The organism is Pedobacter heparinus (assembly GCF_032678725.1).
Classification (GTDB): Bacteria; Bacteroidota; Bacteroidia; order Sphingobacteriales; family Sphingobacteriaceae; genus Pedobacter; species Pedobacter heparinus_A.
Genome location: NZ_JAVTSC010000006.1, coordinates 256,789 through 276,504, shown reverse-complemented (window position 1 = coordinate 276,504; position 19,716 = coordinate 256,789). Strand labels below are relative to the sequence as shown.

At 42.5% G+C, this 19,716-nt stretch carries 11 protein-coding genes; 5 read left to right on the top strand and 6 right to left on the bottom strand.

The features are described 5' to 3' along the window. Window positions 1-4: 4 nt before the first annotated feature. The 6 genes from R2Q85_RS11930 to R2Q85_RS11905 all read right to left on the bottom strand — a co-directional run bounded on the left by R2Q85_RS11930 (window position 5) and on the right by R2Q85_RS11905 (window position 14,751). Window positions 5-4,009, bottom strand: a complete 4,005-nt coding sequence (locus tag R2Q85_RS11930) for an amino acid adenylation domain-containing protein (RefSeq protein ID WP_316812012.1) — start codon at window positions 4,007-4,009, stop codon at window positions 5-7. A gap of 15 nt (window positions 4,010-4,024) precedes the next feature. Beyond that, complete coding sequence (locus tag R2Q85_RS11925) at window positions 4,025-10,549, bottom strand: polyketide synthase (RefSeq protein WP_316812011.1); 6,525 nt, start codon at window positions 10,547-10,549, stop codon at window positions 4,025-4,027. A gap of 320 nt (window positions 10,550-10,869) precedes the next feature. Beyond that, window positions 10,870-11,031 carry a hypothetical protein gene (locus R2Q85_RS11920; RefSeq protein WP_225874691.1) on the bottom strand — a complete coding sequence of 54 codons (162 nt, stop codon included), beginning with the start codon at window positions 11,029-11,031 and terminating at the stop codon, window positions 10,870-10,872. A gap of 266 nt (window positions 11,032-11,297) precedes the next feature. Beyond that, a complete protein-coding gene (locus R2Q85_RS11915; protein WP_316812010.1) occupies window positions 11,298-11,861 on the bottom strand; it encodes a hypothetical protein in 564 nt (187 codons plus the stop codon). Window positions 11,862-12,224: 363 nt separating this feature from the next. Continuing rightward, the gene (locus R2Q85_RS11910) at window positions 12,225-12,476 is read right to left on the bottom strand and encodes a hypothetical protein (protein WP_316812009.1); all 252 of its coding nucleotides are present in this window, start codon (window positions 12,474-12,476) and stop codon (window positions 12,225-12,227) included. Window positions 12,477-12,570: 94 nt separating this feature from the next. After that, window positions 12,571-14,751 carry a S46 family peptidase gene (locus tag R2Q85_RS11905; protein ID WP_316812008.1) on the bottom strand — a complete coding sequence of 727 codons (2,181 nt, stop codon included), beginning with the start codon at window positions 14,749-14,751 and terminating at the stop codon, window positions 12,571-12,573. A gap of 190 nt (window positions 14,752-14,941) precedes the next feature. On the opposite strand from R2Q85_RS11905, the gene R2Q85_RS11900 reads away from it, so the two are divergent. From R2Q85_RS11900 to R2Q85_RS11880, 5 genes are all read left to right on the top strand, one after another. Beyond that, window positions 14,942-15,418 (top strand): GAF domain-containing protein, encoded by a 477-nt coding sequence (locus tag R2Q85_RS11900; protein WP_316812007.1) that lies wholly within the window; start codon window positions 14,942-14,944, stop codon window positions 15,416-15,418. After that, window positions 15,411-16,016: a DNA-3-methyladenine glycosylase gene (locus tag R2Q85_RS11895; RefSeq protein WP_316812006.1), complete on the top strand. Its 606-nt coding sequence runs from the start codon at window positions 15,411-15,413 to the stop codon at window positions 16,014-16,016. Before R2Q85_RS11900 ends, R2Q85_RS11895 begins: the two co-directional genes overlap by 8 nt. 106 nt (window positions 16,017-16,122) lie before the next feature. After that, window positions 16,123-16,983 (top strand): bestrophin family protein, encoded by an 861-nt coding sequence (locus tag R2Q85_RS11890; protein WP_316812005.1) that lies wholly within the window; start codon window positions 16,123-16,125, stop codon window positions 16,981-16,983. Continuing rightward, window positions 16,983-17,882 (top strand): histone deacetylase, encoded by a 900-nt coding sequence (locus R2Q85_RS11885; RefSeq protein ID WP_316812004.1) that lies wholly within the window; start codon window positions 16,983-16,985, stop codon window positions 17,880-17,882. Before R2Q85_RS11890 ends, R2Q85_RS11885 begins: the two co-directional genes overlap by 1 nt. A gap of 2 nt (window positions 17,883-17,884) precedes the next feature. Continuing rightward, a complete protein-coding gene (locus tag R2Q85_RS11880; protein ID WP_316812003.1) occupies window positions 17,885-19,711 on the top strand; it encodes a DNA topoisomerase 3 in 1,827 nt (608 codons plus the stop codon). Window positions 19,712-19,716: the final 5 nt, after the last annotated feature.

Here is a 19,716-nt window from a genome sequence, read left to right as displayed (position 1 = left end):
TAGATCAATTTTTATTATCCAGTGCCTTTTGAAGTATCTCAGCAAATTCTTTGTCGTAAGGAGGGAAAAGAAAAGTCTTGTGGTCACCAGGAACTTCATGAATATTCACTCCCTTTTTCGCATATTCCTTCCAGCCTAATGATACTGGATCGTCAAGGAAATACAACCTTTTCTTTACTCTAAACAGGTCAACTTCAATGGCTAGAGGCTGCATAAAGTAATTATGTGAAGCCATATCATAAGCATGTTCAATCTCATCCAGATAGCTTTGCGTTTCTTCTTGAGTTAGTGGTTTTTTATTAAAAAAGTTCTTTATTTTTCGTTTTAAAACCAAGACCTGATAACTGTGCGTTTCTTTTGGGTTACTGAGTAACATTTTTCCAAAAAATAATACCTTATAAAGCTGTCGGAATACTTTTTTGTAGATTTTATACCATCTGGTATGGCTTTTATCTTTACCACCTGCGTAAGTATCTAATATACCAAGCATTTTAACGTCTTTACCAGCTGCAATAAGTTTTTTAGCCATTTCAAAAGCAAGCAGGCCACCAAAAGAATACCCTACTAAGCAATAGGGGCCAATCGGATCATTATTCAGTATTTCAGTATTATAACGATCAGCCAGATCTTCCATATTGTAACGAAATTCTGTTTTTCCGTCGAGACCTAAAGCCTGCATCCCATAAACAGGTTGGTCCTGATCCATGTATTTTCCTAATGGATTAAATACCAGTACATTTAATCCTCCACCATGTATCAAATAAACAGGAGTTTTGCTTCCCGTTCTTTTAATTGGAACCAAAGAATCCCATTTTATTTCATCTTCATCAGCAACCAGCATTTTTGCAAGCCCTTCAATGGTGGGATTTTCAAAGAGGGCGGCAAGAGGTAGGCGTTTTCCGGTTTCTTTCTCTATTGTAGTCATAACTTTGACAGCAATGAGAGAATGTCCTCCCAGTTCAAAAAAATTATCTGTGATACTTACTTCATTTAAAGAAAGATTTTCTGTCCATATCCTGGCGACGAGTTCCTGCTCTTTTGTTTGTGGCTTAATGAATTCTTTTCTTTCGAATTCGATCAGACTTTCGATTTTAGGAAGGGCTCTTTTATCCAATTTTCCATTTTGGGTTAACGGAATCTGGTCAATCCTCATCATTAGCCTCGGAATCATGTATTCTGGCAGATGATTTCTTAAATATGCTACGATCTGCTCTTTATTGAATTGCTGTTCGCTTACGATATAAGCAGCCAGCATTTTACCTGCAGTAGGATGGTCTTCTACAGTAATGGCACATTGTTTAACCTCTTTATATTTTTGCAGCACATTCTGGATCTCCCCAAGTTCAATTCGATTTCCCCTGATTTTAATCTGGTCATCAATGCGGCCGATGTATTCGATATTGCCATCTGCTAACCATCTGACAAGATCGCCTGTTTTATAAAATCGGATATCATCCCGAAGTTTGAGTGGATCCTTTACAAAAACTTTATCTGTTAGCGCCAAGTTATTTAAATAACCCCTGGCGATACCTGCCCCACCAATATAAAGCTCTCCTGGTATGCCTACCGGGCACGATTTCATATGCTGGTTAAGGACCAGCACGGAAGTGTTGGAAAAAGGTTTACCAATGGGAACGCTTGCGGGATAATTTAAACTTTTATCCACTTTGTGCAGGAGCTTTCCAATTGTAGTTTCAGTAGGCCCATAGTGATTTACTACTGCACACTTGGCTTTTGATTCCCTGATTTCCTTAATAAATTCTCCAGGGAGTAGTTCCCCTCCAAAAATAAGTAGCTTTTCAGGTAACAAAGCGCGGTTTGACTGTATTAAGAATTTCCATTGAGATGGAACGATTTTCAAACAATCAATATTTTCTCTATTGAAATAATCGTGCACATAATCAGCGTCATTAAAATTGTTCTTGCTGAAAATATGAAGCTCAGCACCTAAGATTAATGCGCTATATAAGATGGTGTTGCCAAGGTCGGTGGCAATAGTTGAACCAAGGGCAAAACGTTTGCAGGAATTAAGAACAGGAAGGGTTCCTTTTAAGCCAAACAGGTAATCTACTAATGCACCATGTGGGATCATTACGCCTTTTGGATTTCCGGTAGAACCAGAAGTATAAATAACGTACAAGAGGTCAGTTGGTGATATAGCTACTTCAGGATTTTTAACTGATTCTTTCCAGACATTTATTTCCGGATTATCGAGGCAAAGGATCTTTTTTTCCGTTATTTTGGCTAGTGATTCCGAAGTCTGTGTGTCACTTATGATAACATCAGATTCCGATTCGCTGAGCATGTATTCGATTCTCCTGGCTGGAAATTCAACATCAACCGGTAAATAAGCAGCGCCGGTTTTTAGTATGCCTAGAATTCCTACCAACATTTCTACTGAAGGACTGATACAAACAGGTACCAACATCCCGTTTTTTATACCTTTACTGATCAGATAGTTTGCCAGCTGGTTGGCTTTTGTGTCGAGTTCCAGGTAGGTTAATCTTTTACCCTCAAATACTGCAACGGTTTGATCTGGTCCTTTGACTACCTGTTCGGCAAACAGCTCTAAAAAGGTGCTGTCTTTAGGGTAATCACAATGGTGTATTGCGATTTCTGGGAACGGAGACTGATGGATTATGGCATCTTTAATCAGTACATTGGGAGTTGAAGTTACCGTTCTTAGTAATGATTCAAACTCCTGCATCATTCCGTCTATCGTAGCAGACGTAAAAAGCTGCGTATTGTAAGCCCATTCAAAGACCAGGGAATTTTTAGACCCATTTACATTTAAAGATATTTCAAAAGTCTGCGAAACCCTGGGATTGGAAATTAACTGATGTGCTAAACCTTCAAACCTTACTTTCTCATCCATTCCCATATCTACATTAAAAACGACAGGAACTAAAGGGATCAGGGCCTTATCGCGTTTCAGGTTTAACTTCCTGATGAGTTCACTAAATGTCAGTCTTTGATGGTCATAAGCATCATATATTTCAGACCTGCGTTTTATCAGATAACTGATAAATGACTGGTCCGGATCAATATTGCTCAATAGCGGTAGTAAATTAACGCAATGCCCAACCAGCCTCAGGTTTTCTGTTGCCAGTTGTCCGGCAGCGGGCAGCCCTATTACCAGGTCTGTTTGTCCGGTACGGTGATACAATAAAACTTCAAAAACAGTAATCAAGGTAACAACCAGGCTACTCCCTGTCTTTGCAGATAACTGCCTGATATGAACAAGTAGCTCTTCATCCAGCACATAGTCGTTTCTTTTACCCTTATAGGTCCGTATTGCAGGCCTGTTAAAATCTAAAGGCAGGTTTAAAACAGGCACAATGTCCTTATACTGATCAAGCCAGAAATCATTTGTCAGCTGGTATTCTTCGCCCTGTCCAAATGCGGTTTGTTGCGCTGCGTAATCGCTGATTTGCTCAGCATGGGGTAAATCAGGTTTCTGGCCAGATAAATGCGCATTATAAAATAAGCTCAGATCCTCCAGTATAATGCCCAGCGACCAGCCATCTCCGATAAGGTGATGAATGATGATCGTAAAATAATGCAGGTTTTCACTAAGCTTGTGTACATAAAACCTAAAAAGCGGACCATTATTAAGATCAAATGGCTTGCCCATTTCCTCATTGATGAAGGTTTTAAGTGCATGTTGCTGTGTAACGTGCTCAAGGTCGGAAAGGCTATCTGACCTGTAAATATCAAATGATATTTCTTTATATATAATTAAATCTTCACCATTTTTACTTAAAACTGCTCTTAAACCTTCATGATGTCCAACCAGACCATGAAGGGCCTGCTGAAAAGCACGCTCATCAAACTTTCCAGTTAATTCAAGCGATACAGACTCGTTATACGCTAAACTCGCCTCGTTACCGCCCAAAATACAGGATAACCAGACTTCTCTCTGAGGTTCATTGGTGATGACAACCTTTTCAATTTCATTACCCTCAAAAGGATCAAAATCAACAGCTACAAGATTATAATTGTTATGCATTCTATCTGTTGATTTCTAAAGCTGGATTTGTAAATATTTTCCCGGGTTCTGTTCATCTTTAATAAACCAGGCCGGGTTTCCTTCGGCATCTTTTCCCAGTTTCGCACCTTCAACAGGCGGAGTGTTCGCATTGATTACCACATGGCCGTTTACAGCAGAGCCATTGACAGGTTCTTTTTTAGTGAAAAAGCCTGCTTCGACCATTTCGTCCATGCTCTCTTCAAAGCATCTTACCATCAAATCTATATTTTCATTCGAGATAGCTTCGGTAATAAAACAAGGAAAACCATCAAGAATATGAATACCTTTTTCCCTCATCAGTGTAAAAAGCAGTTCGGCATAAGGCAGTTCCTCATGGAATTTGATTTTCCACAATGAACCATAATTTGCTGCAAAAAAAGGAAGTCCCCTTTTTTCAATTTCCCTGTTCAAACCATCGGCTAAACGTTTGCCCTTTTCGTTTAATTGCTCCTGTAGCAATGGGCCTTTCTCCTTCATATATCCTAAAGCAGCCTTTGCCGAAGCCAGTGCCAGCGGATGGCGTACAAATGTTCCGGCAAAATAGGTTACACCAACTTGCGGAAACGAACTGTCCCCATATTCCCAGCTTCCGCCGTCCAGGGCATCCATATACTCTTTTTTACCAGCGATAACTCCAATGGGAATTCCTGCGCCTACTACCTTACCATATGAAGCAAGGTCTGCCCGAATGCCAAATAAAGCTTGTGCACCTCCCGGATGCATTCTGAATCCAGTGATTACTTCGTCAAATATTAATGCGGAACCTGAAGATAGGGTGATTTCCCTCAGCTGTTTTACAAATTCAACAGGTACAAATTCAGGTCTCCTGCTTTGTACCGGCTCCACCAAAACGGCCGCAATTTCATGTGCTCGTTCTTTAATAATAGCCAGCGATTCATCCGTACCATAATCCAGAACCAGTATATTCTGAACGGCTTCCGGCATTACACCGGCAACTGCAGGAAAGGATTTCAGTTTCTTAGTTCCCCGAACCAGTACCTCATCGTTAATGCCATGGTAGGAACCTGAAAAAGCAACAATGAGCGAGCGGCCGGTAACTGTTCTTGCAATCCTGATGCAGCCCAGTACAGCTTCAGAACCTGTACTGCATAAAGCCGACCTGTCAAAACCTGTAAATTCACATACCAGTTTGCTTACTTCAGCTGCAAGTTCGTGCTGTGGCCCAACCTCATAGCCTTTTTCAATCTGCTCCTGCATTGCTTTCTTAACTATTGGAGGTTGATAACCCAGCATGTTAGAGCCAAAGCCATTCAGGGCATCAATGTATTCATTTCCATCAATGTCCCACAGTGTACTACCGCTCGACCGGTTTACGACTATCGGATAAACAAGCTCTTTAGTTTGTGGCCTGAAGCCTGAAACAACTCTTGGGTCGGCCATATAGCTTCTGCTCTCGGCAGCATATGCTTTACTTTTTGAAGTTTTATTCGTATAGCGTTCCGTTAGCCGTTCAATAAATTTGAGCTGTCTGGCACTAAGCTCATCACTCGCCCTTTCTATTTTTGGGGTAGCGCCAAAGGGTTTTTGTAATTCCTTTTTTTCCAAAATGCTCAGGTCTGCCTGTTGTACTGGCTTACTGTCAGCAACAGCAGGAGAGTAGTCCTGTTGTTGTCCTTGCATCAACATTACCTGCTTCGATAAAATTTCCAGCTGTTGAGCGAGAAGACCCAATACAGCTCCATTTTCCGGAGCAATAGTTAAACTGTTGGCAGAAACCATTTGCTGTGGTACAGGCTGGCTTGCCTGTTGGTTTTGAAACACAGCCCCAACTTCTGGAGCAGTATGCTGGTCAATGTAATTTGCCAGGGCCTCAAGGTTGGGATATTCTTCGTGAAGTTTTCTAAAAGTAATGGGCAGTTTAAATTCATTTTTTAATGAAATGGCAACCTGTGTAAGCAATAAAGAATCCAGGCCTATTTCCATAAAACTCTGGTGGGCACCTACTCCGTCCATTTCTATGCCTGAAGCATTTTCCAAAACGTGTTTTATTCTTTCAAGTAAAGTGTCTTTCCTCATGTTACTGTGATTTTCTGTTTCAATGATTACAGGTTGTTTAATATCCGACCAAAATCTTTTCCTTTGATAACTATAAGTAGGTATATCTATTTTATGTCGTTGCTGCCCGGCATAAAAGGCCTGCCAATCAGGTTTTAAGCCCAATTGCCAAACCCTTCCCAAGGCCAGCATTACAGATTTAACTGCGTCTGTGTGTTTTTTATTGTCTAAACTGGCAACAGCAGCAAAAGAACTTTTATTTTGTTGCTGATAAACCAATGTTGTACAAACTGTACCCGGACCGGTTTCTATTAAAACCGGATTGTTCAGTTCCAGTAGGGTATGTATAGCAGCCGAAAATTTAACCGTTTCCCTGAGATGCCTGGTCCAGTAAACGGGGTCTTGTGCTTCCCGGTCAGTTAAAAATTGTCCGGTTACGGTCGAAACGATAGGTTTTTGCGGTCTGTTTAATTTTACATCTTCAACTATTCGGGCAAAGTCATCCAGAACAGGATCCATCATCGCAGAATGAAAAGCGTGACTGGTAAATAGTTTTTTGTTCAAAATACCTTTTGCATCCAGTACTCTCTGAAATGTCACTACGGCTTCATGACTGCCGGATACGACAAAGATCTTATCGCTGTTTATGGCGGCAACCGACAAATCGGCAGGTATCATAGGTTTTACATCATCAAATTTTTCCCTTACACTCAGCATGCTTCCGCCGGGCTGCTCACTGATCAGCAAACCACGATAAGCTACAAGCTTAACCGCATCTTCCAGCGAAAAAATACCTGCCAGATGAGCAGCAACATATTCTCCTATGCTATGCCCGCACAATACAGAGGGTGTGATTCCCCAGCTCATCCATAACCTGGCCAAAGCATATTCGGTTGCAAAAAGCGCAGGCTGCGTATATTTTGTATTATTCAGATCTGTGGCTGCCTGTCCGTCATTTCCATCTCCATAAATAACCTCGCGGATATCCCGGTCCAGGTAAGCATTTAACAACAACGCACATTCATCAACGGCCTGGCGATAGGCAGGTTCACTATCGTACAGTTCTTTACCCATACCAGTATATTGTGCGCCTTGTCCAGGGAACAGGAATACAGTTTCCCCGGGAAGCTGGTTCAACAGTGGCACTTCAAGTCCGCATGCCCATTCCAGACTACTTTTAAACTCTTCCGCATTTCCTGCTACAACAAAGCTACGGTAGTTAAAATCTGCCCGGGTTGTTTGCAGGGTATAGGCAACATCCGGCAGATCAGCCGAAACTTCTTCGAGATAGTTCTTCAGGTTTTTACTGTATTGCTGTAAACTAGGAAGTGATTTTGCCGACCAGGTAAAAAGCTGCTCCGATCGGCCTGGGCCTGATTCATCTTTGATTTCCTGTGTAAATTCCTCTACTACCACATGTACATTTGTACCGCCAACCCCAAAAGAGCTGACACCTGCCCTTCGTGGGCCATCTGTTTCCCATGCTCTTAGCTTATCATTTACAAAGAATGGTGAACCTTCAAAGGCAACATTGGGGTTAGCACGGTGAAAATTAATAGAGGGAGGAAGTTGTCTATGGTATAATGCCAATGTCGTTTTTATCAGCCCTGCAACACCGGCAGCTGCAGTCATATGGCCCATATTGCTTTTTATGGAACCTACAGCACAATAAGCCTGTTGCGGCTGAAGGCCAAAAGCCTGTTTAAGCCCCTCAATTTCTATAGGATCACCGAGGGGAGTAGCGGTTCCATGTGCTTCTACATAAGAAATGGTCGCCGGGTCTACACTTGCATCGGATATGGCCATTGCAATCGCACCAGCCTGTCCGTCGGTACTTGGCGCTGTAAAACTACCTTTCAGGTTCCCGTCGTTATTTACGCCTACACCCTTAATCAGCCCGTATATCGTGTCACCATCTTCAAGCGCATTCGCCAATGTTTTTAGCAGTACAACGCCTGCACCATCACTAAATACCGTTCCGGTAGCATTTTCGTCAAAAGTTCTGCAATGTCCGTCCCTGCTTAGCATGGCGCCTTCCTGGTAAAGGTGGCCGCTGTTAACCGGCGATGAAATGCTTGCCCCGCCCGCTATGGCCACATCGCACTGGTTTCTTCTTAAACTTTCTACTGCCTGCGAAACAGCAAGCAGCGAAGTAGAACAGGCTGAAAATACACTTACAGCAGGTCCTTTTAAATCCAGCTGATAGGCTGTTCTGGAAGATATATAATCTTTCTCATTCACCGTCATCACCTGGAAACTGCCCAATTGATCTATCAGCTCTATATTGCCATGCACATTATGCTGGTAATAACTGTTATTTCCCGATCCGGCAAAAACGCCTATCAGTCCATCATATACAGCAGGAAGATGACCTGTTTTTTCCAATACATCCCTGCTGATCTCTAAAAATATCCTTTGTTGCGGATCCATTGCTTCAGCCAGCTTAGGGCTGATGCCAAAAAACGCTGCATCAAAGAATGCTGCATCTTTCAGGATACCTCTTGCCTTAACATATAAGGGGTCCTTTCTGACTGCCTCCGGAATCGTCTCATCCAGTTCCTCATCCTTAAAAAAAGAAACCGTTTCTTCCCCATTTATCAGTATTTTCCAAAGCTCATCAATGGTGTTTGCTCCGGGGAAACGGCCTGCCATGCCAATTATGGCAACAGGCTGTGCTGCATCAGAAGGAACAGATTTTCTCCTTGGGTTTTTTATGCTGCTTCCTGATTCCAGGTAATTCAGAATAGCATGTATCGTCGGAAACTGGTATAACTTTGTAATTGGCAAATCTATTTGCGCGCTGGCCCTCAGTATGGAAACAGTTTTTAATGCCAGTAAAGAGTTGCCGCCCAGCTCAAAAAAGTTATCATGAATGCCAGCTTTATCCAACTCCAGCACTGCTTCCCAGATCGCCGCTATTTTTTTTTCTTTAAGGGTAGTTGCTGGTGTGTACAGTACAGCAAGCTCCGGCCGCTTTTGTTCAGGAGCAGGAAGCGCCTTTTTATCTACCTTTCCACTGCTGGTTTTAGGAAAATCATCCATCCAGGTGAAAGCGGACGGGATCATATAATCAGGCAAATGTTTTTCCAGGTAAGCTCTTATGTCCGGCGTTTTTAGCGCTTGATTAGCTGCAACCAGGTAAGCAAACAACTTACTTTGGCCTCCAGTATCATTTTTTGCGGTTACTACAGCCTGTTTTATGCCTTCAATTTCATTTAAAATAGCCTCTATTTCGCCCAGCTCTATCCGGTAACCCCTGACTTTAACCTGGTCATCTCTTCTGCCCAGAAACTCAATTGTCCCATCAGCCTCATAACGAGCCAGGTCTCCGGTAAGGTAAACCCTGTTTTCGGATCCGGCAATCTGTAGGTTAATAAATTTTTCTGCGGTAAGTTCAGGCCTGTTTAAATAACCTGCAGCAACACCGGCTCCGCCAATAGCCAGTTCTCCGGTTTCTCCGTCCGGCAACAGGTTTTTAGCATCGTCAACAATATATATGGCAGTATTCCATATCGGAATACCAATATTTGGCAGTAGTGGCCAGTTACTAATCGGGCGGGTCAGTTCAAGCTGGGTGACTACATGGCATTCTGTTGGGCCATATTGATTGTAAAGTTTACAATTGTTCAATTCACTGAACAACTCCCTGATCTGCGGGGTAATCTTTAGCTGTTCTCCGGCAGTCATGACCTCTTTTAAGCTGTCAGGAAAATGCTTTGTGCTCACAGCAGCTTCTGCAAGGAACTGTAGTGCTACAAAAGGAAGAAAAATACGGTCGGTTTGATATTGGTCAATGTGTTTTAGTAGATTCTCCGGATCAAGCCGTAGATCATCATTGATCAATACCAGTGTTGCGCCAATGGTCAGCGTAGTAAAAATCTCCTGGAAAGAAACATCAAAGGTAAGTGGCGCAAATTGTAAGGTTCTGCTGCCTGCCCCCGCCAATGAACTTGCATGTTGCCAGTAAATAAGGTTTACCATAGCTTCATGCGTCATGTATACCCCTTTTGGGGTGCCGGTTGAACCCGAAGTATAGAGCACGTACACATTTGGATTTTGTATGCGTGCAGTATTGCCCTGGTTTTTATTTTCGTCTGGTTCGGCAAATATATTCAGGTCGAGCGACCGGAAAAAGGCATGTGTCTCCTTTTCGGCAATGCAGGATTTTATTTTCGAATCGGTAATGATCTGTTTAAGCCGCTGTTCCGGATAGGTCGGGTCTAAGGGAAGGTATGCCTTTCCGGCTTTTAGTATAGCCAGCAGGGAAATGATCATATCAACAGATCGCGTAGTACTGATCCCTATAATTTCTTCTCCGACAGTATGGGCTAAAATAGAGGCGGCCAGTTGATCCGATTTCAGATTTAAATCATGATAATTGATATGCTGCTCACCAAACATTATCGCTAGGGCATCAGGATGCTGATAAGCAGTCATTTCAAAAAGTTCGTGAACAAATTGAGCTTTCTGGCTGCTGTTTAAAGAGGTATTAGCTGTGTGCATGCGAGAGACTTAAAATGATCATTACATTGGCTAGATTAGTGGTTTAAAAGCTTTCTGCTTATTTTTCTAATATTCCCCAGATAAAGGATGCTGTTTAACTATCTGTTTCTCCAAAAATACTAAAAAAATGCTCATAACAGCCAAATAAGGCCGTCAAAAGATAAAGTTTTTTAATAAGGTTTGTACTTAATGTATTGATCGTTAAAATTTTGATCGTATAAATAAAAATATCGCCACTAAACGTCTTTGTAACTTTTTTGTTATCGCTAAATAGCGTCAATATTAATCTCATAAAAAAAGCCGCCCTTAAGGCAGCTCTTTTATTTTTTTTCCGGAGGTGTATTTACAATTTCTCCAAATTCGTTAACCCAGGCCATCATGCTTTCCAGATCGCCTCCTGTAGAATTTTGCTGACGTTCCTGTTTGCGTTGTTCTTTATCTTCTTTTTTCTTTTGTCTGTTTTTTTCTAGTTGCTTCTTCATGAAGGTAGCCTGAGATTTAGCCATAAATTCAATGTATTAGTTAAAAAATAACTTTTCTCTGCGCTTACCTGTGCAGCCTTGCAATGATTCGCAATGATCATGCTGGCCTAATCTATAATTTAATTCCTGGTTGGCAACGGATCAGCAACCGGTAGAATCTGAAGCCCATTCAATAAGATGAATTGGCAGGTAATGGAAGAGAATAGTGTTAGAATATCCCGTTTCATGCAAATATAAGGAATTATATCTGAATATTTTTATCCCTTTTACTTAGCCAGGGTAACAATATAGCTTGCCGCTGCACGGACATTCATTACTTTCACGGTTGCTTTCTTTGCTTTAACGGTTATCCTGTACTTCATGGAAGGATTTGAGAGCTGGGGTTTTAATGTTTCAGGCAGTATAACAGGCGTAAGGGCCAGTGCCCCGATTAAGTTTGTAGATGGAATAGTTATGTTGGCCAGGCTATCGGTTTTGCTGCCATCGGTAAGGCTGAACTTTATGGACTGCAGGTTGGCGAAATTGTTATCAATATCAATAGAGTCTTTTTTGACTTCGGCTAAAGCCAAATGCAAATTTTTAAGCCTGGCCGATAGAAGATTTGATGCTGTCAGGTCCTGGACCTGGGCCTTGATCTGTGCTTCAAGATCTATGGTTGTTGCAATGTCAGGCAGGGTAGCCTCGTCGCCGATGTTTGGAATAACAGGAATTTCAAAATAAACCGTATCTACAATTACGACATCCCGCTGCAGGCTTTCCGTTATTTTACTACATGAAGTATAAATGAGGAGGAGAAATAGTGCCGCGATAGATAAGCCTTTATATGTCATGATGTGTTCCCTGGGTAGAGGTGTGTTTGTACACAACAAATATTCGAAATTAAATCGATACCATCAATTCTTTTATAGTTGCTGTCTGTTGATTTGTTCCTTTTTTTAAGTAAGGTCGTTGTATCAAATAATTTCCTGAAAAAAGGACTGACTTACAGGATATTTGGCAAATTTATTTCTCAAAATAATATTTTGTATGTATTGATAACTAGCTAATATTCAATATGTATATAGATATATAATTTAATTTTTTATTTACTTAATTTGATGCACATCGCCGGATAAAATGGCCAAATGGTAAAATTATATTCTGAATGATATATTTTTATGCTATTGTACAGTGAGTTATGTTGTTTATTTAAACTAATACTGCTGCCTGTTGTAAGCCGCCGAAAAATCACTTCTCATTCCCTTAAAACGTTCCACTACTGTAGCGATAAAAGCCTCGTCAAGGATTTGGAAAATTTCATTTGCCCCGCCGCCCGTCAGGTCAAGTTCCGATAACTTATAGCTTTGCTCCAGTGTTCCCTGTTCAAATTTGACGATGTATTTTTGGTTCATGTTAAACAAGGTGATCTTACATTCCGGATGTGGCAGTTCTGCAATTATTCTCATATATTTTAATTTTTAAAAAGAGGCTTCCGAAAAACACATGATGATATGCATTTCTCCGGAAAGCCGCCCTGGTTTATAAATGGCATTTAAGGCTTTATATGTTAACACCAATCTCTTTTAAAAGGAAGTCGGCTTTGTCAATTTTTGCGGCTACCCATAGCACATAGCGAATGTCTACTCCGATAGATCTGCTGTAGCTTTCATTCCAGGCATAATCATTAATGGTTGCTCCGTAAGCCCGGTCAAAATTTACTCCGATCAGTTCGCCCCGAGCGTTCATAATGGGAGAGCCCGAATTGCCGCCGGTGGTATCCATATTGTAAAGAAAGGCCACAGGTACATCATTAAGGTCTTTTTTAGCAAATGAACCAAAATCTTTAGCCTCCCAAAGGGCCCTGATCTGTGCAGGATAATCAAATTCAGGATTTCCGGTCGTGCCTTTTTCCAATATCCCTTTAATGGTAGTGTAAGGGCGCATGTAGGAGGCGTCTGCAGGCCAGTAACCCCTTACATAACCATAAGTTAACCGCAAGGTACTGTTGGCATCAGGGATAAAGTCTTTCTTCAGAAATTTCTCTTTTACGTTGACGTAGTCGCCCATCAGTTTGTTCAATACGCCTTCTCTGCGGTCTTTCTCCGGTTTTAGCACTTCAATCTGATTGGCTACAGCCCGTTCAAAAACCATCAGCTCGTCATTGTAAGCGGCAAGTGATTTCCGGCTTGCCAAAAGTGTGTTAAATACATAGGCGCTGTCTTTCAGTTTACTTGTGCTGAATGCTTTGTTTACAAAATCCTCAACCGATTTTTCGATGCCTTCAGCTCCATTTGCAGGTATATTTGCTGCGTTTACCCTTTCTGCTGAAGAGAAACCTGTAGCATCTGTCAGCATCTTTTTAAAGATCTTTTGGTCGGCATCGATATCGTATGAAGCGTAATTTCCTGACAGAAATTGTTTTAAGCGTGGCAGGTTCTGGGTAAAAAAAGCTTCCTGCTGGCTGGCCGGTTGATTTTCCAGTGCTGTTTTAAAAATGTGGATGTTTTTCGAGACACCCAGTAAGCTGGTCGAATTGTAAATTTGAGTAAGCCATAAATCCCGTTTTGCATCACCGTTAATCAGTTTGTAAAGGTTATCAATGTCGGTCATTAAACTGCCATACCTGGCTTTTACTTCCAGGTTTTCGTTGATGAACTTTGCAAGACCAGCATCTTCGGTTTTCTTTTTACCAACCAGGTCAATGCCTTTAAGGCCCTGGAGCTTGCCCCGGTAATTTTTCATCACATTGGCGTTTCTTTTAATCCTGGTGGCCAGTTTGATCTCGGTAGCTTTGTCTTTTTTACCTGCGTTTTCCATGATTGTATTCTGGAAACTATATAGTTCTGAAACATAAGGCAGTACAAATTGCTGTTGGTATTCAATAAACTGGGCAGGGCGGTGGCGGTAGGTTCTGCCCGGATAGCCCAGAATGAATACAAAGTCTTCCTCGTTTGTTCCATTGGGGTTTACCTTCAGGAATTTTTTTGGTTGATAAGGGATGTTGTTTTTTGCGTATTTAGCGGGGCTTCCGTCTGGTGCCACGTAAGCGCGCATAAAAGAGAAATCACCGGTATGACGTGGCCATACCCAGTTGTCCGTTTCTCCTCCATATTCTCCGATCTGCCTGTTGGGTACATAAACCAACCTTACATCCTGTATGGTCTTGTACCTGAACAGCACATAGCTTTTTCCAATAAACATTTCCGATACTTCAGCCTGTATGCCTGGATCATTTTTCTCTGCCTCAACCTCAATGTTTTTCATGGCATCGTTGATCAGTTTTAATCTGGAAGAGGGGTCGTTTACCTGTGCTACGGCACCTAATACCCGATCTGACACATCTTCATAACTGTCAGTAATCCGGCAGGTTAGTCCTTTTGCTTCAATTTCCTGTTCATGTGTTTTGGCTACAAAGCCATTGGTCAGGTAATCATGTTCGGGTGTGCTGGCCTGTTGTACAGCGCTAAAAGCACAATGGTGATTGGTGATGATCAGCCCTTCGTTGGAAATAAATGAGCCGGTGCAGCCGCCAACATTAACCAGTGCATCAACCAGACTGGTGCCATTGGGATTGTAAATTTCGTTCTGATTGATCTTTAAGCCAGCTTTTTTCAGATCCAGTTTGTGGATTTCGCTTAAAGGAAACATCCCTTCTTCCCAGGGCTTATAGCCCGATTGCAGTACACCAACTGTGATAAGCGTGCCAGTTAGTGCAGCCGTAATGAGGTTTTTTTTCTTCATCAGTTATGATAAGTTAGTTGTCAATTAAAAATTCCAAATCTACTTATTTTAAACCATTCACTGACATGCTTTTTGATCAGATGAGCGGCTCCTGCACTTTAGCGTATCGCTGCAGCCCTTAAATCATGACATGCTTTTGAGAATTTTATATCCGGAACTTCCTTATTTTTGTTGGATATAATTTAAAAAAATGGCAGAAGACCTGATTATTGTAGAAAATGCCACTAAGGAAGTTCAATACGAAACTTTAATTCCCCAGATTAAAGCCTTAATTGATGGAGAAACTGATCTGATTGCCAATCTGGCCAATATTGCAGCAGCCTTAAAGGAACAGTTCAAATGGTTTTGGGTAGGCTTTTACCTGGTTAAAGGCGATGAATTGGTGCTCGGCCCTTTTCAGGGGCCGGTAGCCTGTACGCGGATTAAAAAAGGAAAAGGTGTTTGCGGGGCTTCATGGCAACAAGATCAGACGCTGATTGTTCCCGATGTGGAAGTTTTTCCAGGGCATATCGCCTGTGCATCCGCTTCAAGATCGGAAATCGTCCTGCCTTTGCACAAAGAAAATAAAGTAATAGGAGTGTTGGATGTGGATAGTGAGTATGTTGCTCATTTTGATGCTATTGATGCCAGATACCTGCAGCAAATAATCAACTTGTTAAATGGCTAAACTTCCATTTTCCTTTTACCAGAATGAGGATGTAAATGCCCTGGCTGTCCAGTTATTGGGTAAGCAGCTGTTTACCCTGATCGACGGACAACTAACCGCCGGTACCATTGTAGAAACTGAAGCTTATAAGGGGGTGATCGATAAAGCCTCGCATGCTTATGGGGGTAGGTTTACGCCCCGTACCAGGGTAATGTATAGCCCGGGTGGCCTTTCTTATGTCTACCTCTGCTATGGGATCCATCACCTGTTTAATGTGGTTACCGCACCAAAAGGTACCCCACATGCGGTGCTGATCAGGGGCATAGAACCCATCACCGGGATTGAAATAATGCTGCAGCGCAGAAATATGCCTGTTTTAAAACCCAATCTGACTGCCGGACCGGGCGCACTGGCCAAAGCCATGGGCATAGATAAGTTGCTGAATGAAAAAGACCTTTTGGGGGATGAGATCTGGATAGAAGACCATGGCCTGAGGTTTAACAACGAAGCTATCGCCGCAGTTCCCCGTGTTGGGGTAGACTATGCAGCTGATCATGCCCTGCTGCCATGGCGGTATTATATTAAGGGAAACAGGTATGTGAGTAAGCCAAATGGCTAAGATCATTTGTTTTGTGGATAACAAAATGAATTGCCTGATTTATTTATCCCCGTTTTTTGTGGATATTTGAAACCATAAAAGCGCATAATTTAGCTTTCACATCGATATGATAAATTACAATCCCAAAGATTGGGTAACCTTTATATTTCATGTACATAAAGCGGATACCATCCGTACCTTATGGCCGTTAATGGTAAGTGTAGCCATATTTTCAGGTGTAATTGCTTACCTTGAACTGAACCATCTTAAACTTGCAGAAACCACTTATGTCAAAAATATAGGTATGATGCACAACCTGCTGGGTTTTGTAATATCGATGTTGCTGGTGTTCAGGACCAATACTTCCTACGATCGCTGGTGGGAAGGACGCAGGTTTTTAGGGGCTTTGACCAATGTGAGCCGCAACTTTGCCATCAAGATCAAATCCTTGAAATTAAGTACGGTGCACAATGAGTTCTTTGATTATGCCATTGCTAAATATGCCTTTGCTTTGAAAGAACACCTGAGAGAGAAACAGTATTTTGGAAAGAACAGCCTGTTGATAGAAGTTGATGCTGGCAAACACATTCCCAACCAGGTGGCGGCAAGCATTTCTTCCAGGATATTCGAATTACAGGCCAACGGGGAGATCAGCCAGGAGCAGCTCATTATACTTAATGGAGATGTTCAGCAGTTTACAGATATCTGTGGTGGCTGTGAACGGATTAAGCGGACTCCAATTCCATATTCTTACAGCGCATTTATCAAGAAATTTATCTTTATTTATGTCATTACCCTTCCTTTTGGCTGGGTGTTTAGCCTGGGCTATTTCGTGGTGCCAATTGTACCTTTTATCTTATATGTTCTGGCTAGTCTGGAGCTGATCGCTGAAGAAATAGAAAACCCTTTTGGTGAAGATGCAAACGATCTTCCGGTAGATGAGATCTGTAACAACATCGAAAAACATGTTGGAGAAATCCTGAAATAATGGTAAAAATAGCCTGGCATCCTTTATATGCTCATCCGCTACCAGAGGGGCACCGTTTTCCTATGCTCAAGTACGAGCTGATCCCCGCACAATTGCTGCATGAAGGAATAATTACTGCAGCTAATTTATTTGCGCCAGATCCGCTGGAAGAAGCTGTCGTGTTACTTTCGCACCAAAAAGCTTACTGGGAGCAGTTGAAATCACTCAGCTTACCTGCAAGGGCACAGCGACGGATTGGTTTTCCTTTAACAGCACAATTACTGGAACGGGAGGTCCGGATTGCGAAAGGAACAGTGGATGCCGCGGGCCATGCGTTGCGCTACGGAATTGCCTTTAATGTTGCCGGGGGCACACACCATGCAGGCAGCAACTGGGGAGAGGGATTTTGTTTGTTGAATGATCAGGCTATTGCTGCAAACTATTTGTTAAATAAAGGTTTAGCCAATCGCATATTAATTATAGATTTAGATGTTCATCAGGGTAATGGCACTGCTGAAATTTTTTATAATGAGCCCAGGGTATTTACTTTTTCCATGCATGGCGATAAGAATTTCCCTTTCAGAAAAGAACGCTCTGATCTGGATATTGCATTGGAAGACGGAACTGGTGATGTTGATTTTTTAGCGAGGCTGGAGGAAACTTTACCTTTGCTTTTGGCCCATCAGCCGGATTTTGTATTTTACCTTTCCGGTGTAGATGTTTTGGCAACTGATAAACTGGGTAAACTAGCCCTGAGTAAAGCGGGTTGCAGGGAAAGGGATAGAATGGTACTGCAGTTTTGTAAAGACCATCATTTGCCTGTGCAGGTAAGTATGGGAGGTGGGTATTCGCCTAACATTAAAGATATTGTGGATGCGCATTGCATCACATTTAAAATTGGTTTAGATATTTTTGAATAATTATGAAGATCGTTATTGCAGAGAAACCTTCGGTGGGACGTGAATTGGCTAAGGTTTTCGGTGCTACAACCAAAAAAGACGGGTATATTGAAGGGAAAGGTTATTCTTTTACCTGGGCATTCGGGCATTTGCTGCAATTGGCGCCACCGCAGGAATATGGCTTTATAGGCTGGAGGAGGCAACACCTGCCGATGCTGCCTAAAAAATTCAAGCTGGCCATCCGTAAGATCAAGACCAAGGACGGTATGGTGGAGGATCCTGGTGTAAGGAAACAGCTGGATATCATTAAAAAATTGTTTGACGAGGCTACAGAGATCATTGTAGCCACGGATGCGGGGCGTGAAGGTGAGCTCATTTTCCGTTATATCTATTATTTTCTGAAATGCAAAAAGCCTTTTAAAAGGCTATGGATCTCTTCGCAAACTGATGAAGCCATTAAAGAAGGTTTCCGGAACCTGAAGCCGGGTACAGATTATGATACTTTGTTCAATTCGGCGCATTGCAGGTCGGAATCGGACTGGCTGGTGGGGATGAATGCCACACAGGCTTTGAGCATTTCGGCGGGGAACCGTTCGGTATTGTCATTGGGCAGGGTGCAAACACCTACGCTGGCCATGATCTGCTCGCGTTTTCTCGAGATCAAAAACTTTGTACCCCAGACTTATTACCAACTGGCGATACAGTTGGATAAGGACGGACAGCTGTTCAGGGCGATGTCGGTCAATAATTTTGATAAAAAGGAAGAAGCTGAGGCCTTATTGGAAAAAATTGAAGATGTAGCCTCAGGATTTACTAATGGAGGAAAAATTATAGGGGTAGAGGCCAAGCCCAGAAAAGAACCGCCACCATTGCTGCATGACCTGAGCAGTTTGCAGCAGGAAGCCAATAAGCGCAAAGGATTTACTGCAGATCAGACCCTGAGTTTGCTGCAGGGCCTTTACGAAAGTAAACTGGTTACTTATCCCCGTACTGGCAGCAGGTATATCGGGGATGATGTATTTGCTGGTGTACCCCAGCTGATCGACAAGCTGAAAACGCATAAGGACTTTGGCAGGCAGGCAGAGTTTCTGCTCAGTATACCTTTGAATAAACGCAGTGTGAATGCTAAAAAAGTAACCGATCACCATGCCATTTTACCTACCGGCGAGTCCCCGTATCAGTTAAGTGGCGATAAACAAGCCATTTATGATATGGTAGTTGGACGGATGCTGGAGGCTTTTCACCAGGAATGTGTGAAAGAGATCACTAAAATATCGGTGGAATCGGGCTCTTTATTTATTGCAAACGGTACGGTGATCCGCGCTGCCGGATGGAGGGCGGTGTTCAATGAATCAGATGAAGAGAAAAAAGATGAGGACAACCCGGCCCTGCCTAAAGTAAAAAAAGGAGAGGAGCTGCCGGTAACGAATAAGGCATTGCTGGAAAAGCAGACCAAGCCTAAACCGATGTACAATGAGGCTTCTTTACTGAAAGCCCTGGAGACTTCAGGAAAGGATATTGAGGATGAGGAACTGCGGTATGCCATGAAGGACAGCGGATTGGGGACACCGGCTACCCGCGCGGCAATCATTGAAACGCTGATCGGCAGAGAATATGTTTCCCGGGAAAAACGGAACCTGGTACCGACGGCCAAAGGCCTGGCAGTTTATGAGGTAGTAAAGGATCAGAAAATTGCACAGGCCGAACTGACCGGGCAATGGGAAAAAAGGTTGGAAGAGATCAGGTCTGGTGCTTCAGTAACTGATTTTAAGGCTGAAATAGCCGATTATACCACCACCATCACCAACGAGTTGCTGGCGGCGGGATTGACACTGGCAGAAAAAATATAAGGGGC

Coding starts and splice junctions, on each gene's coding strand:
- R2Q85_RS11930 (WP_316812012.1), bottom strand. CDS start 4,009: ATGCATAACAATTATAATCTTGTAGCTGTTGATTTTGATCCTTTTGAG.
- R2Q85_RS11895 (WP_316812006.1), top strand. CDS start 15,411: ATGGCTAAACTTCCATTTTCCTTTTACCAGAATGAGGATGTAAATGCC.
- R2Q85_RS11905 (WP_316812008.1), bottom strand. CDS start 14,751: ATGAAGAAAAAAAACCTCATTACGGCTGCACTAACTGGCACGCTTATC.
- R2Q85_RS11925 (WP_316812011.1), bottom strand. CDS start 10,549: ATGCACACAGCTAATACCTCTTTAAACAGCAGCCAGAAAGCTCAATTT.
- R2Q85_RS11880 (WP_316812003.1), top strand. CDS start 17,885: ATGAAGATCGTTATTGCAGAGAAACCTTCGGTGGGACGTGAATTGGCT.
- R2Q85_RS11910 (WP_316812009.1), bottom strand. CDS start 12,476: ATGAGAATAATTGCAGAACTGCCACATCCGGAATGTAAGATCACCTTG.
- R2Q85_RS11885 (WP_316812004.1), top strand. CDS start 16,983: ATGGTAAAAATAGCCTGGCATCCTTTATATGCTCATCCGCTACCAGAG.
- R2Q85_RS11900 (WP_316812007.1), top strand. CDS start 14,942: ATGGCAGAAGACCTGATTATTGTAGAAAATGCCACTAAGGAAGTTCAA.
- R2Q85_RS11915 (WP_316812010.1), bottom strand. CDS start 11,861: ATGACATATAAAGGCTTATCTATCGCGGCACTATTTCTCCTCCTCATT.
- R2Q85_RS11890 (WP_316812005.1), top strand. CDS start 16,123: ATGATAAATTACAATCCCAAAGATTGGGTAACCTTTATATTTCATGTA.
- R2Q85_RS11920 (WP_225874691.1), bottom strand. CDS start 11,031: ATGAAGAAGCAACTAGAAAAAAACAGACAAAAGAAAAAAGAAGATAAA.